General features: G+C 71.8%; 15 protein-coding genes and 1 pseudogene. 2 read left to right on the forward strand and 14 right to left on the reverse strand.

Going from position 1 to position 12,785, the window contains the following annotated elements; all coding sequences use genetic code 11:
- The 12 genes and pseudogenes from rplN to rpsJ form a co-directional block, all read right to left on the reverse strand.
- Positions 1-372, reverse strand: coding sequence for a 50S ribosomal protein L14 (rplN, locus tag BMY04_RS18135; RefSeq protein ID WP_091184582.1), 372 nt, complete (start codon positions 370-372; stop codon positions 1-3).
- 112 nt (positions 373-484) lie between these two features.
- On the reverse strand, positions 485-778 hold the full coding sequence (gene rpsQ, locus BMY04_RS18140) for a 30S ribosomal protein S17 (protein ID WP_091184586.1): 294 nt from the start codon (positions 776-778) through the stop codon (positions 485-487).
- A complete protein-coding gene (gene rpmC, locus BMY04_RS18145) occupies positions 775-1,023 on the reverse strand; it encodes a 50S ribosomal protein L29 (protein WP_091184590.1) in 249 nt (82 codons plus the stop codon). Before rpmC ends, rpsQ begins: the two co-directional genes overlap by 4 nt.
- Positions 1,023-1,442 (reverse strand): 50S ribosomal protein L16, encoded by a 420-nt coding sequence (gene rplP, locus BMY04_RS18150; RefSeq protein ID WP_091184594.1) that lies wholly within the window; start codon positions 1,440-1,442, stop codon positions 1,023-1,025. Before rplP ends, rpmC begins: the two co-directional genes overlap by 1 nt.
- A gap of 2 nt (positions 1,443-1,444) precedes the next feature.
- Entirely contained in the window at positions 1,445-2,290 is an 846-nt protein-coding gene (rpsC, locus tag BMY04_RS18155; protein WP_091184597.1) for a 30S ribosomal protein S3, read from the reverse strand.
- Between the two features lie 2 nt (positions 2,291-2,292).
- Positions 2,293-2,694 carry a 50S ribosomal protein L22 gene (gene rplV, locus BMY04_RS18160; protein WP_091184600.1) on the reverse strand — a complete coding sequence of 134 codons (402 nt, stop codon included), beginning with the start codon at positions 2,692-2,694 and terminating at the stop codon, positions 2,293-2,295.
- A 28-nt stretch (positions 2,695-2,722) separates the two neighbouring features.
- Entirely contained in the window at positions 2,723-3,004 is a 282-nt protein-coding gene (gene rpsS, locus BMY04_RS18165; protein WP_091184604.1) for a 30S ribosomal protein S19, read from the reverse strand.
- Positions 3,005-3,022: 18 nt separating this feature from the next.
- Complete coding sequence (gene rplB / locus BMY04_RS18170; RefSeq protein ID WP_091184608.1) at positions 3,023-3,859, reverse strand: 50S ribosomal protein L2; 837 nt, start codon at positions 3,857-3,859, stop codon at positions 3,023-3,025.
- Positions 3,860-3,877: 18 nt separating this feature from the next.
- Entirely contained in the window at positions 3,878-4,186 is a 309-nt protein-coding gene (gene rplW / locus BMY04_RS18175) for a 50S ribosomal protein L23 (RefSeq protein WP_170854212.1), read from the reverse strand.
- A gap of 122 nt (positions 4,187-4,308) precedes the next feature.
- A pseudogene (rplD, locus tag BMY04_RS18180) lies at positions 4,309-5,025 on the reverse strand (50S ribosomal protein L4); the annotation flags it as partial.
- Positions 5,022-5,708, reverse strand: coding sequence for a 50S ribosomal protein L3 (gene rplC, locus BMY04_RS18185; protein ID WP_091184615.1), 687 nt, complete (start codon positions 5,706-5,708; stop codon positions 5,022-5,024). The gene rplC and the pseudogene rplD, both read right to left, overlap by 4 nt.
- 13 nt (positions 5,709-5,721) lie before the next feature.
- Positions 5,722-6,030, reverse strand: coding sequence for a 30S ribosomal protein S10 (rpsJ, locus tag BMY04_RS18190; protein WP_091075623.1), 309 nt, complete (start codon positions 6,028-6,030; stop codon positions 5,722-5,724).
- A gap of 443 nt (positions 6,031-6,473) precedes the next feature.
- Between rpsJ and BMY04_RS18195 the strand changes: the two genes are divergently transcribed.
- Together BMY04_RS18195 and treY are read left to right on the forward strand one after the other, a co-directional pair.
- On the forward strand, positions 6,474-7,901 hold the full coding sequence (locus tag BMY04_RS18195) for a gamma-glutamyltransferase (RefSeq protein WP_198410255.1): 1,428 nt from the start codon (positions 6,474-6,476) through the stop codon (positions 7,899-7,901).
- 197 nt (positions 7,902-8,098) lie between these two features.
- Positions 8,099-10,369 carry a malto-oligosyltrehalose synthase gene (treY, locus tag BMY04_RS18200; protein ID WP_091184619.1) on the forward strand — a complete coding sequence of 757 codons (2,271 nt, stop codon included), beginning with the start codon at positions 8,099-8,101 and terminating at the stop codon, positions 10,367-10,369.
- Positions 10,370-10,390: 21 nt separating this feature from the next.
- Here the strand turns inward: treY and BMY04_RS18205 are convergent, their stop codons facing one another.
- Together BMY04_RS18205 and BMY04_RS18210 are read right to left on the reverse strand one after the other, a co-directional pair.
- The gene (locus BMY04_RS18205) at positions 10,391-11,185 is read right to left on the reverse strand and encodes an amino acid ABC transporter ATP-binding protein (protein ID WP_091184623.1); all 795 of its coding nucleotides are present in this window, start codon (positions 11,183-11,185) and stop codon (positions 10,391-10,393) included.
- The gene (locus tag BMY04_RS18210; RefSeq protein ID WP_232506487.1) at positions 11,182-12,684 is read right to left on the reverse strand and encodes an ABC transporter permease subunit; all 1,503 of its coding nucleotides are present in this window, start codon (positions 12,682-12,684) and stop codon (positions 11,182-11,184) included. The genes BMY04_RS18205 and BMY04_RS18210 overlap by 4 nt, the downstream gene beginning before the upstream one ends.
- Between the last annotated feature and the right edge of the window lie 101 nt (positions 12,685-12,785).

The following is a 12,785-nucleotide window of genomic DNA, read 5'->3' on the forward strand; positions in this document are numbered from 1 at the left end:
TCAGATCACCTCCGGGGCGAGCGAGATGATGCGCATGAAGCGCTTCTCGCGGAGCTCACGGCCGACCGGGCCGAAGATGCGGGTGCCGCGCGGCTCGGCGCCGTCGGCACGGAGGATCACGGCGGCGTTCTCGTCGAACTTGATGTACGACCCGTCGCCGCGACGGTTCTCCTTGACGGTGCGCACGACGACCGCCTTGACGACGTCGCCCTTCTTGACGTTGCCGCCGGGGATGGCGTCCTTGACGGTGGCGACGATGACGTCGCCGATGCCGGCGTAGCGACGACCGGACCCGCCGAGCACGCGGATGCACAAGATCTCCTTGGCACCCGTGTTGTCGGCGACCTTGAGCCGCGACTCCTGCTGGATCATCTGCTGTCTCCTGGTTGTCTCACCGGTTCCCTCGCGGGCCTGGTGGAACTCGTGCCCTCAGCCCGTACGAGCCGGGGGCCTTGCTGGTCCTGCTGTGAGAAGGCTGTCTGCCTTACTTCGCCTTCTCGAGGATCTCCACGAGCCGCCAGCGCTTGGTGGCGCTGAGGGGCCGGGTCTCCATGATCCGGACGCGGTCGCCCACGCCGGCGCTGTTCGCCTCGTCGTGGGCCTTCAGCCGCACGCTCTGACGGAGGACCTTGCCGTAGAGGCGGTGCTTGACCCGGTCCTCGACGGCGACCACGACGGTCTTGTCCATCTTGTCGCTGACCACGTAGCCCTCGCGGACCTTGCGCGCGCTGCGCTCGGTCGTCGAGGCCTCGACGGTCTCGTTCGTCGTCTCGCTCATGCGTTCACTTCCTCGGCAACCTCTGCGTCGGGATCGGTCGTGATCCCGAGCTCGCGCTCGGTGAGCACGGTGTAGATCCGGGCGATGTCCTTGCGCACGGCGCGCAGGCGGCCGTGGCTCTCCAGCTGCCCGGTGGCGTTGGAGAAGCGGAGCCCGAAGAGCTCCTCCTTCAGCTCGCCGACCTTGCGGTCCAGCTCGCTGCGCGACAGGCCGCGCAGCTCGGCGGCGGTCAGTCCCTTGGCCATCAGATGTCACCTGCTTCGCGCTTGATGAAGCGCGCCTTCATCGGCAGCTTGTGGATCGCCAGGCGCATCGCCTCACGAGCCACCTCTTCGTCGACGCCGGCCAGCTCGAAGAGCACGCGGCCCGGCTTGATGTTGGCGATCCACCACTCCGGCGAGCCCTTGCCGGAACCCATGCGGGTCTCGGCGGGCTTCTTGGTGAGCGGGCGGTCCGGGTAGACGTTGATCCAGACCTTGCCGCCACGCTTGATGTGGCGGGTCATGGCGATACGCGCGGACTCGATCTGGCGGTTGGTGAGGTACGAGGCCTCGACCGCCTGGATGCCGAACTCGCCGAACGCCAGCGAGGTGCCGCCCTTGGCCGCACCGGTCCGCTTCGGGTGGTGCTGCTTGCGGAACTTGACCTTGCGAGGGATCAGCATGCTCAGGCCTCCTGCGTGCTCGGAGCCGCACCCGCGTCGGCCGTGGCACCGGCGGACACGGCCTCGGCCGGGGCGTCGTCGCGACGGCGTGCGCCACCGCGCTCGGGACGGTCGCCGCGGGCCGGACGGTCACCGCGACCGGGACGGTCGCCGCGGCCGGGACGGCCACGACCGCCGGCGGCGTTGCGGGCCGCCTTCTGGGCCGCGCGCTCGGTGCGGGTGCCCGAGACGTCGCCCTTGTAGATCCAGACCTTCACGCCGATGCGGCCGAAGGTGGTCTTGGCCTCGAAGAAGCCGTAGTCGATGTCGGCGCGCAGCGTGTGCAGCGGCACCTGGCCCTCGCGGTAGAACTCCGAGCGGCTCATCTCGGCGCCGCCCAGACGGCCGGAGCACTGGATCCGGATGCCCTTGGCGGCACCGGAGCGCATGGCCGACTGCTGCGCCTTGCGCATCGCGCGGCGGAACTGCACGCGCGAGGCGAGCTGCTCGGCCACGCCCTGCGCGACGAGCTGTGCGTCGGTCTCGGGGTTCTTGACCTCGAGGATGTTCAGCTGGACCTGCTTGCCCGTGAGCTTCTCGAGCTCGCCGCGCACGCGCTCCGCCTCGGCGCCGTTGCGGCCGATGACGATGCCCGGACGCGCGGTGTAGATGTCCACGCGGACCCGGTCACGGGTGCGCTCGATCTCCACCGAGGAGATGCCGGCCCGCTCGAGGGTCTTGGTGAGCATCGCGCGGACCTTGATGTCCTCGCCGATGTACTCCTTGTACGCCTTGTCGGTGTACCAGCGGCTCTTGTGGTCGGTGCTGATGCCCAGACGGAAGCCGTACGGCTGGATCTTCTGCCCCATGCTCAGGCCTCCTTGGTCTTGGGCTCGACGACGACGGTGATGTGGCTGCTCCGCTTGAGGATGCGGCTCGCGCTCCCCTTCGCCCGCGGGCGGATGCGGCGCATGGTGACGCCCTCGTCCACGAACGCGGCCGAGATGAACAGGTCGTCGCGGCGCAGGTTGTGCGTCTGCTCCGCGTTGGCCGCCGCGCTCGCGACGACCTTGTAGACCGGCTCGCTCGCGGCCTGCGGCGCGAACTTGAGGGTGTCCAGGGCCGCGTTCACGTCCATGCCGCGCACCAGGTCGACGACCCGGCGGCTCTTGGTCGCGGAGATGCGGACCTGCTTCGCGATCGCGTACGACCCCGGACGGTCGCCGAGCAGCGCCTTGCGCCGGCTCGGGCGGGAGTCCTTGTCCTTGCTCATGAGTGCTCTTCTCCTCTGCGCCCGCCGCTCAGCGGCGGCGCGCCTTCCGGTCGTCCTTGACGTGGCCGCGGAAGGTACGGGTGGGCGCGAACTCGCCCAGCTTGTGACCGACCATCGCCTCGGTCACGAAGACCGGGACGTGCTTGCGGCCGTCGTGCACCGCGATCGTGTGGCCGAGCATGTCGGGCACGATCATCGAGCGACGCGACCAGGTGCGGATGACGTTCTTGGTCCCCCGCGTGTTCTGCACCTCGACCTTCTTGGCCAGGTGGTCGTCGACGAACGGGCCCTTCTTCAGGCTGCGTGGCATCTTCTACTTCGCTCCTGCTCAGCGCTTCTTGCCGGACTTGCGGCGGCGGACGATCTGGCGGTTGCTCGCCTTGTTGGGGTTGCGGGTACGGCCCTCGGGCTTGCCCCACGGCGACACCGGGTGGCGACCACCGGACGTCTTGCCCTCACCACCACCGTGCGGGTGGTCGATCGGGTTCATGGCAACACCGCGGACGGTCGGACGCTTCCCCTTCCAGCGGTTGCGCCCGGCCTTGCCCCAGTTGATGTTGGACTGCTCGGCGTTGCCGACCGCGCCGACCGTGGCGCGGCAGCGGACGTCGACCATCCGCATCTCGCCGGACGGCATGCGCAGCGTGGCGTTCTTGCCCTCGCGGGCCACCAGCTGGATGCTCGCGCCGGCCGAGCGGCCGAGCTTGGCGCCGCCGCCCGGTCGCAGCTCGACGGCGTGGATCGTCGTACCGACGGGGATGCGGGCCAGCGGCAGGTTGTTGCCCGGCTTGATGTCGGCGGCCTCGCCGGCCTCGACAGCAGCGCCCTGGCTCAGCCCGTTCGGCGCGATGATGTAGCGCTTCTCGCCGTCCGCGAAGTGCAGCAGCGCGATCCGCGCCGTGCGGTTCGGGTCGTACTCGATGTGCGCGACCTTGGCCGGCACGCCGTCCTTGTCGTAGCGCTTGAAGTCGACCAGGCGGTAGGCCTGCTTGTGACCGCCACCGATGTGCCGGGTGGTGATCCGGCCGGTGTTGTTGCGGCCGCCGGTCTTCGGGCTGGGGACGAGGAGCGACTTCTCCGGCGTCGACCGGGTCAGCTCGACGAAGTCGGCCACGGACGAGCCGCGACGGCCCGGGGTGGTCGGCTTGTACTTACGGATACCCATGACAGATCAGTCCTTCGCTCAGCTCGCCGGAGCCGAGAAGATGTCGATGCGCTGGCCGTCGGCCACCGAGACGATGGCGCGCTTGGTGTCGGGCCGCTTGCCGGTGCCGGAGCGGGTGCGCCGCTTCTTGCCGGAGCGGTTCAGGGTGTTGACCCCGGTGACCTTGACGTCGAACACCGACTCGACCGCGATCTTGATCTCGGTCTTGTTGGCGTCCGTCGCGACGAGGAACGTGTACTTGTTCTCGTCGAGCAGCGCGTACGACTTCTCGCTGACGACGGGCGCCAGCAGGATGTCGCGGTGGTTGCGGATCTTGATGGAGCTCACTGGGCGTCCCCTTCGGCCTCGGGCGTGGGCTGGACGGCGACGGGCTCGCCGGCGGCGGTGACGTCGTCGGTCGGCTCGAGCACCTCGGCCACGCTCGCGGCGGCCGCGGCCAGCTCGGCGTTGCTCGGCTCGGCCGAACCCTCGACCGAGGCGGCGTCGAGCTCGTCCTCAAAGACCTCGCTCCCGCGGGCCGAGGCCTTGGCGGAGCGGCCGGAGACCGGGCCGGCCACGAAGGCGTCGAGCGCGGCGGAGGTGAAGACCACCTCGTCGCACACGAGCACGTCGTAGGCGTTCAGCTGGTCGACCGAGATCACGTGGACCGTGGCGACGTTGCGCAGGCTGATCCAGGCGAGGTCGTCGTCGCGGTGCAGGACCACGAGGACCTTGTCGGTCTGCGCCACCCGCGAGAGGGAGGCGAGCGCCGCCTTCGTCGAGGGCGTGTCACCGGCGACGAGGTCGCTGACCACGTGCACGCGGCCGTCGCGGGCCCGGTCGGAGAGCGCCCCGCGCAGGGCGGCGGCGATCATCTTCTTGGGCGTGCGCTGCGCGTAGCCGTGCGGCACGGGACCGTGGGCCACGCCACCGCCGGCGAACTGCGGCGAGCGGGTCGAGCCCTGGCGGGCGCGGCCGGTGCCCTTCTGGCGGTACGGCTTCTTGCCACCACCGCGGACGTCGCCGCGGGTCTTGGTGGCGTGGGTGCCCTGCCGGGCCGCCGCGAGCTGCGCGGTGACGACCTGGTGGATCAGGGGGATGTTCGTGGTCACGTCGAAGAGCTCGGCGGGGAGCTCGGTCGTGCCCGAGGTGCTGCCGTCGGCAGCGAGGACGTCAACGGTGCTCACTTGGCGTCTCCCTTCTTGCTGGCGCTGCGCAGGACGACCAGGCCGTTCTTGTTGCCCGGGATGGCGCCCTTGATCAGGACGAGGCCGCGCTCGGCGTCGATCGCGTGCACCTGCAGGTTCTGCACGGTGACGCGCTCCACACCCATGCGGCCGGCCATCTTGAGGCCCTTGAACACGCGACCGGGGGTCGCGCAGCCGCCGATGGAACCGGGCGAGCGGTGCTTGCGGTGGACACCGTGGCTGGCACGCAGGCCGTGGAAGCCGTGGCGCTTCATGACGCCCGCGGTCCCCTTGCCCTTGCTGACGCCGGTCACGTCGATGACCTCGTCGGCGGCGAACAGCTCGGCCGTGACCTCCTGGCCGAGCGTGTACTCGCTGGCGTCGGCGGTCCGGATCTCGACGAGGTGCTTGCGCGGGGTGACCCCGGCGCGCTCGAAGTGGCCGGCGTCGGGCTTGGTGACCTGCTTGGCCTTGACGGCGCCGAAGCCGAGCTGGACGGCCGAGTAGCCGTCGGAGGAGGGCGTGCGGACCTGGGTCACGACGCACGGGCCGGCCTGGACGACGGTCACGGGCACGACGCGGTTGTTCGCGTCCCAGACCTGGGTCATGCCGAGCTTCTTGCCCAGCAGGCCCTTCACGGTGCGACCGGTCTGCGCGCCGGCCGAGATGGCAGTGGTGCTCATGCTGATTCGATCCTCAGAGCTTGATCTCGATGTCGACCCCGGCCGGCAGGTCGAGGCGCATCAGGGAGTCGACGGTCTTCGGGGTCGGGTCGATGATGTCGATGAGACGCTTGTGCGTACGCATCTCGAACTGCTCCCGGCTGTCCTTGTACTTGTGCGGGGAGCGGATGACGACGTAGACGTTCTTCTCCGTCGGCAGCGGCACCGGGCCGGCGACGCGTGCACCCGTGCGGGTCACCGTGTCGACGATCTTGCGCGCCGAGGAGTCGATGACCTCGTGGTCGTAGGCCTTGAGCCTGATGCGGATCTTCTGTCCCGCCACCGTGTCCTCTTCTCGCTGTTCTCGTGCTGTCTCGTGCTGCAGTCGTACGGGTCCTGCTTGCGGTCTTCTCCGACCCCCGCGGTCGGGCGTGTCGCCCGTCCTCCGGCACACCACGACACTGCCTGCCCTGCCATGGGGTGTGGCCCGGTCGATCGGACGTGGTCCGGTCGGTCGAGCGGAACGAGGTCTCCTGGTGCGGCCGCGCCGGTCAGCGTCCGGTCGAGCCCGTTCCCGGGCCCGGAGAGACACACCTACCTGCGCGCACCCCGGCGACCTCGTCGGAGCAACCGGACAATCTTGTCAGACGCGCACGGACGGATCAAATCCGGGCGGACATCCTTGGCCTGGGCTCAGGCTCGGGCGTGACGTCGTCACCGCCCGGGAGGCCTCTAGGCTGGGCCGGTGCGCCCGCCGATCCCCCGTCGCCACCTGCAGGCTCGTTCGTGAGCGTACCCGTCGGCGTGGCCGCCGGGCACGAGGCGACCGTGGACGCGGGGCGCGTCGTGCTGGAGGCGGGCGGCGGCGCCGTCGACGCGGCCGTGGCCATGATGCTGGTCAGCTGCGCGGCGGAGACCATCTTCACCGGGCTGGCGGGCGGTGGCTTCGCCACCGTCTACGAGGCCGCCACCCGCACGGTCACCTGCGTCGACTTCTTCGTCGCGGTCCCGGGCCTGGGCGACCGGACGGCCGGTCCCGGCACCGCCATCGAGATCACCTTCGTCGGCCAGCGCGTGCCGTACGAGATCGGGCCGGCGACCGTGGCCGTTCCCGGGGTGCCGGCGGGCGCGCTGCACCTGTGGTCGCGCTGGGGCCGGCTGCCCTGGGCCGACGTCGTCGCCCCCGGGCTGGCGGCCTCGTACGGCACCCCGTTCCCGGCGACCCACGCCGAGCTGCTGCCGCGCGTCACCCCGGCCATGTGCGTCAGCGACGGCGACCTCGTCTACCGGCGCGCCGACGGTTCGTTGCTGCAGGCCGGCGACCTGCTGCGCCACCCCGACCACCACCACGCCTACGAGCTGCTCGCCCACGACCCGCGGGGCTTCTACCGCGGCGACTACGCCGACGCCCTGCTGGACGTCCTCGAGGAGGGCTCGGCCCTCTCGCAGGCCGACCTCGACGCGTACGCGGTGGTCGAGAGCCCGCCGGCCACGGCGCGGTTCGACGCCTTCGACGTCCACGCGCGCGGGGACGACCTCGACGACGTCCTCGGCACGCTGCAGGCGGCGGGCACCGCCGTGGCCGCCGACCCCCACCACGACCTGGGCTCGGCGCTGGGGCTGGTCGAGGCGCTGCGCGCCCCCGACCGCCGGGCGGAGACGACGAACCTCGTCGCCGTCGACGAGCGCGGCGACGCCTGCGTCATCACCACGAGCCTCGGGCTGGGGTCCGGCGTGTGGGTGCCCGGCTTCGGGGTGCACCTCAACTCGATGCTCGGCGAGGGCGAGCTGATCCGCGCCGCGCTCGACCCGGGGGCGCGGATGGGGTCGATGATGTCGCCGCTCGTGGCGCTCGACGCCGAGGGTCGGCTGGCGGCCGCCGCCGGGGCCGCCGGAGGCAGCCGCATCCGCCCGGCCCTGGTGCAGACGCTGCTGCGGGTGCTGCGCGGGACCCCGCCGCAGGAGGCCGTCGACGCCCCCCGGCTGAACGCGCTGCCCGACCTCGTCCGGCTCGAGCCAGGCTTCGACGACGCGGTGCTGCACGGCCTCGAGGCCGCCGGGGTGCCGGTCGCGGTCGCCCACGGCCTCGACCCCTACTTCGGGGGCGTCTCCGCCCTCAGCCCGCTCGGCGCGGGTTCCGATCCCCGTCGTAGCGGGCACGTGTGGCTGCGGCCACATGGCCTCCGCTCCGCTCCGGCGCGCCCGGCGCTCTGATCCTCCGCGCCCTCCGCCTCCGCTTCGCTCCGGCGCGCCGGGCGCTCGAACCCTCCGCCTTCCTCCCTCCCGCTGACGACGAAAAGCGTGTCGTCAGCGTCCGGTCGTCCAGGCGGAGGCGCGCCCGGCGGTGACCGCCCGGTTCACCGACGTCTGGGCGCAGGAGGGTTGCTGCGCCGAGCCCTAGGGTTCGTCGCGTGACACCTACCGTGCCCAGCTCGACCTACCGGCTCCAGATCACCGGCTCCTTCACCCTGGGTGACGCCGCCGCGCTCACCGACTACCTGCGCGACCTCGGGGTGGGCGCCGTCTACTGCTCCCCGCTGCTGCAGGCCGCCAGCGGTTCCGACCACGGCTACGACACCGTCGACCCCACGCGGATCGACGCCGACCGTGGCGGCGAGGAGGGCCTGCGCACGCTGCTCGCGAAGGCCGGCGACGAGGGCCTCGGCGTCGTCGTCGACATCGTCCCGAACCACCTCGGCATCGCCGAGCCGTCGGAGAACCCGGCGTTCTTCGACGTCCTGCGGCTCGGCCAGGAGTCCGCGTACGCGCCCTGGTTCGACATCGACTGGGCCGCGAACGGCGGTCGGGTGCTGCTGCCCGTCCTCGGCGACGACGCGGTGCTGCGTGTCGAGGACGGCGAGCTGCGCTACTACGACCACCGCTTCCCGCTCGCGCCCGGGACCTGGAGCGAGGACGACGCCGACGAGCCGGCCGAGGCGGTCCACGCCCGCCAGCACTACGAGCTCGCCCACTGGACGCGGGCGAACGAGGAGCTGAACTACCGCCGCTTCTTCGCCGTCACCACGCTCGCCGGGGTGCGCCAGGAGGACCCGGACGTCTTCGAGGCGACCCACGCGCTGGTGGCCACGCTGCCCGGCCAGGGCGTCACCGGCCTGCGCGTCGACCACCCCGACGGCCTCGTGGACCCGGCGGGCTACCTCGAGCAGCTCCGCGCGATCGCCCCCGACGCGTGGATCACCGTCGAGAAGATCCTCGAGCCCGGCGAGGAGCTGCCGCCGTGGCCGGTCGAGGGCACGACGGGCTACGACGCCATGCGCGAGGTCAACGGCGTCTTCGTCGACCACGAGGCCGAGGCGCGCCTCACCGACCTCTACCGCAGCCTCACCGGCGACCGCCTGACCATCGCGGAGCACGTCGAGGCGGGCAAGCGCATGGTCGACGAGACCCTGCTGCCGGCCGAGCTGCACCGGATGGCCCGGCTCGTGCCGGAGGTTCCCGACGCCGAGCCGGCGCTCGCCGAGGTCGCGGTCGCCTTCGACGTCTACCGCTCCTACCTGCCCGCCGGCGTCGAGCACCTCGACGCCGCGCTGGCCCTCGCGGCGCAGCGCCGCCCCGAGCTGGTCGAGCGCCTCGAGGCGCTGCGGCCGCGCCTGCACGACGCCGACGACGAGCTGGCGCGGCGCATGCAGCAGCTGTCCGGGGCGACGATGGCCAAGGGCGTCGAGGACACCGCCTACTACCGCTATGCGCGCTTCGTCGCGCTGAACGAGGTCGGCGGCAACCCCGACGAGCTCGGGATCCCGCTCGCCCGCTTCCACGAGCTGCAGGCGGACCGGCAGGAGCACCAGCCGGACTCGATGACCGCGCTGTCGACCCACGACACCAAGCGCGGCGAGGACGTGCGCGCCCGGCTGGCCGTGCTCGCCGAGGTCGGTGACGACTGGGAGCGCTTCGCCCGGCGGGTGCTCGAGGTCAGCACCGTGCCCAACGAGGCCTTCGCCTACTTCATGGCGCAGACGCTGGCCGGCGCCGGGCGCGTCGAGCGGGAGCGGATGCACGCGTACGCCGAGAAGGCGATGCGGGAGGCCTCCGACGGGACCACCTGGACGGAGCCGGACGAGGCCTTCGAGGCGTCGGTGCACGCGCTGGTCGACGCCGCGTACGACGGTCCCCTGGGCGACGACTGGGACGCGCTGACGGCGGTCCTCACCGCGCCCGGCTGGTCGAACGCGCTCGGCCAGAAGCTGGTGCAGCTGACGATGCCCGGGGTGCCGGACGTCTACCAGGGCACCGAGGTCTGGGAGGACTCGCTCGTCGACCCCGACAACCGGCGCCCGGTCGACCACGTCGCGCTGCGCGCCCTGCTGGCCTCGGTCGTGGCGGAGCCGCCGGCCGTGGACGCATCGGGCGCGGCCAAGCTGTGGGTCGTGCGTCAGGCCCTGCGGGCCCGCGCGGAGCACCCCGAGCTGTTCCGGGCGTACGACCCGGTCGCGGCCGACGGTCCCGCCGCGGCGCACCTGGTGGGCTTCGACCGGGGCGGGGCGATCACGCTGGCCACCCGGCTGCCCGTCACGCTGGCGGCGGAGGGCGGCTGGCGGGGCACCGCGATCACGCTGCAGGAGCCGCACGTGGACCTGCTGACCGGTCGCCAGCACCAGGGGACCCTGGACGTCGGCGAGGTGCTCGACCGCTACCCGGTGGCGCTGCTGCTCCGGGCCTGACGCACGGGCGGGTGCTGGGCCTCAGATGGGGTTCAGCACCCGCTGCAGGAACGTGCGCGTCCGCGCCTCGCGCGGGTCCGTGAGGACGGCCGCGGGCTCCCCGCGCTCGACGACGACGCCGCCGTCCATGAACAGCACCTGGTCGGAGACCGACTGCGCGAAGCGCATCTCGTGGGTGACGACGACCATGGTGCGGCCCTGGACGGCCAGGTCCTTCATGACCGCCAGCACCTCCCCCACCAGCTCGGGGTCCAGGGCCGAGGTCGGCTCGTCGAACAGCAGCAGCTCGGGCTGCAGGGCGAGCGCCCGGGCGATCCCGACGCGCTGCTGCTGGCCGCCCGACAGCTGGTACGGGTGCTGGTCGGCCTTGCCGCCCAGCCCGACGCTCTCCAGCAGCGCCCGCGCCTGCGCCTCGGCCTCCTCGCGGGGCTTCCCCTGCACGACGACCGGGCCCTCGGTGACGTTGCGGAGCACGGTGAGGTGGGGGAAGAGGTTGTGCGCCTGGAAGACCATCGCGCTCTGCCCCCGCAGCCGGCCGAGGACCCGCTTGCCGGGATGCTGGGCGTAGTCGACCGAGACGTCGCCGATCCGCACGGTGCCGGCGTCGCCGGTCTCGAGGGCGTTGAGGCAGCGCAGGACGGTGGTCTTGCCCGACCCCGAGGGCCCGATGAGCACGGTCACCGAGCCCGTCGGGACCGTGAACTCGACGTCGCGGAGCACCTCCACGCCGCCGAACGCCTTGGCCAGGCCGACGACCTCGACCAGGGGCTGCCCGTCGACGTCCTCGGTGCGGGGCGGGTCCTGCTGCTCGCTCATCGCGCCACGTACCTCTCCAGCCGGTGCTCCAGTCGTCCCTGGACGAAGGAGAGCACCAGGCAGATCACCCAGTAGTACGCCGCGGCGACGCCGTACAGCGCGAAGAACTTGAAGGTCGGCGCAGCCGCGACCTGCGCGACCCGCAGCAGCTCGGTCACCAGCACGACCGAGGCCAGCGAGGTGTCCTTGACCAGCGAGATGAGCGTGTTGGACAGCGGGGGCACGGCGGTGCGCGCGGCCTGGGGCAGGACGATCCGGCGCAGCGTCGTGGCGTACCCCATCCCGATCGTCTGCGCCGCCTCCCACTGCCCCCGCGGCACCGACAGGATCGCCGCCCGGATGATCTCCGCCGCGTAGCCGCCGACGTTGAGGCTGAAGGCGATGACGGCGGCCGTGAACGGGTTGAACGTCAGCCCGATCGCCGGCAGCCCGTAGAAGATCAGGAAGAGCTGCACCAGCAGCGGAGTCCCTCGGATCACCGAGATGTAGAAGCGCGCGAGCTGCGAGACCACCCCCACCCGCGAGAGGCGCATCAGGGCCACGACGAGGGCGATGACGAGGCCGACGACGAAGCTGATCGCGGTCAGCGGGATCGTCGCCTTGAGCGCGGCCAGCGCCATCGGCCCGGCGGTCTCCTTGATCAGCTGCCACGTCGACTGCGGCGCGGCCTGCGCGGGCTGCTCCTGCTGCGGGCTGGCCTCGCCCTGGCTGACGTCCTGCCCGAAGTACTTCTCCGAGATCTGCGTCAGCTGCCCGTCCTGCTTCACCTGGGCCAGGGCCGTGTTCACGGCGTCGCGCAGCGAGACGTCGGCCTTGCGCATGGCGAAGACCTGCTCGCTGGTGTCGCCGGTCTTCGCCGCGATCTTGACGCTCGTGTCGCCGGTCGTCTTCGTGTACTCCGCGACCGCCAGGTTGTCGTTCACGGTGGCGTCGACGCGGCCCTGCTTGACGAGCGTCACCCCCTGCGTGAAGCCCTCGACCGCCTCGACCTTCGCCCCGGCGTCCTTGGCGACCTGCGCCCAGTTGCTCGTCGAGCTCTGCGCCGTCGTCTTGCCCTTGAGGTCGGCGAGCGAGGTGATGGAGCCGTCGTCGGCCCGCGTGACGATCACCCCGTCGGAGACCGTGTAGGTGTCCGACAGCGCGTACGTGGCGTCCCGCTGCGGGTTCTTGGTGACCTGGTTGGCGACGAGGTCGAAGCGTTCGGCCTGGAGGCTCGCGAAGATCGAGTCGAAGGGCGCCTCGACGAACTCCGTCCGGACGCCGAGCTTGGCCGCGACGGCCTCGATGGCCTCGACGTCGTAGCCGGTCAGCTGGTTGTTCGCGGGGTCGTGGTAGGTGAAGGGCGCGTACGTGCCCTCGGTCCCGACCCGCAGGACCCCGACGTCCTTGATCTTCTGCAGGGAGGGGTCGGCTCCGCCCGAGCTGGCGTCGCCGGCCGGCGCGCCGCCCGAGCAGGCGGTCACGAGAAGGCCCAGCACGAGGGCGAGCAGCAGACCCACGACGCGGCGGATGGCGGTCCTCCTCGATCGGTTCCCGGCACCGGCGGCCGGGAATGCCCTCGACCGTAGCCGAGGTCCGCGCCGCTGGAGTGGGTACGTGC

Origin of the sequence: Microlunatus flavus, from assembly GCF_900110855.1 — a bacterium.
Classification (GTDB): Bacteria; Actinomycetota; Actinomycetes; order Propionibacteriales; family Propionibacteriaceae; genus Microlunatus; species Microlunatus flavus.

Bases quoted from the DNA above. Each gene is read 5' to 3' on its own strand.
- rplN (WP_091184582.1), bottom strand. From the start codon at position 372: ATGATCCAGCAGGAGTCGCGGCTCAAGGTCGCCGACAACACGGGTGCC.
- rpsQ (WP_091184586.1), bottom strand. From the start codon at position 778: ATGAGCGAGACGACGAACGAGACCGTCGAGGCCTCGACGACCGAGCGC.
- rpmC (WP_091184590.1), bottom strand. From the start codon at position 1,023: ATGGCCAAGGGACTGACCGCCGCCGAGCTGCGCGGCCTGTCGCGCAGC.
- rplP (WP_091184594.1), bottom strand. From the start codon at position 1,442: ATGCTGATCCCTCGCAAGGTCAAGTTCCGCAAGCAGCACCACCCGAAG.
- rpsC (WP_091184597.1), bottom strand. From the start codon at position 2,290: ATGGGGCAGAAGATCCAGCCGTACGGCTTCCGTCTGGGCATCAGCACC.
- rplV (WP_091184600.1), bottom strand. From the start codon at position 2,694: ATGAGCAAGGACAAGGACTCCCGCCCGAGCCGGCGCAAGGCGCTGCTC.
- rpsS (WP_091184604.1), bottom strand. From the start codon at position 3,004: ATGCCACGCAGCCTGAAGAAGGGCCCGTTCGTCGACGACCACCTGGCC.
- rplB (WP_091184608.1), bottom strand. From the start codon at position 3,859: ATGGGTATCCGTAAGTACAAGCCGACCACCCCGGGCCGTCGCGGCTCG.
- rplC (WP_091184615.1), bottom strand. From the start codon at position 5,708: ATGAGCACCACTGCCATCTCGGCCGGCGCGCAGACCGGTCGCACCGTG.
- BMY04_RS18205 (WP_091184623.1), bottom strand. From the start codon at position 11,185: ATGAGCGAGCAGCAGGACCCGCCCCGCACCGAGGACGTCGACGGGCAG.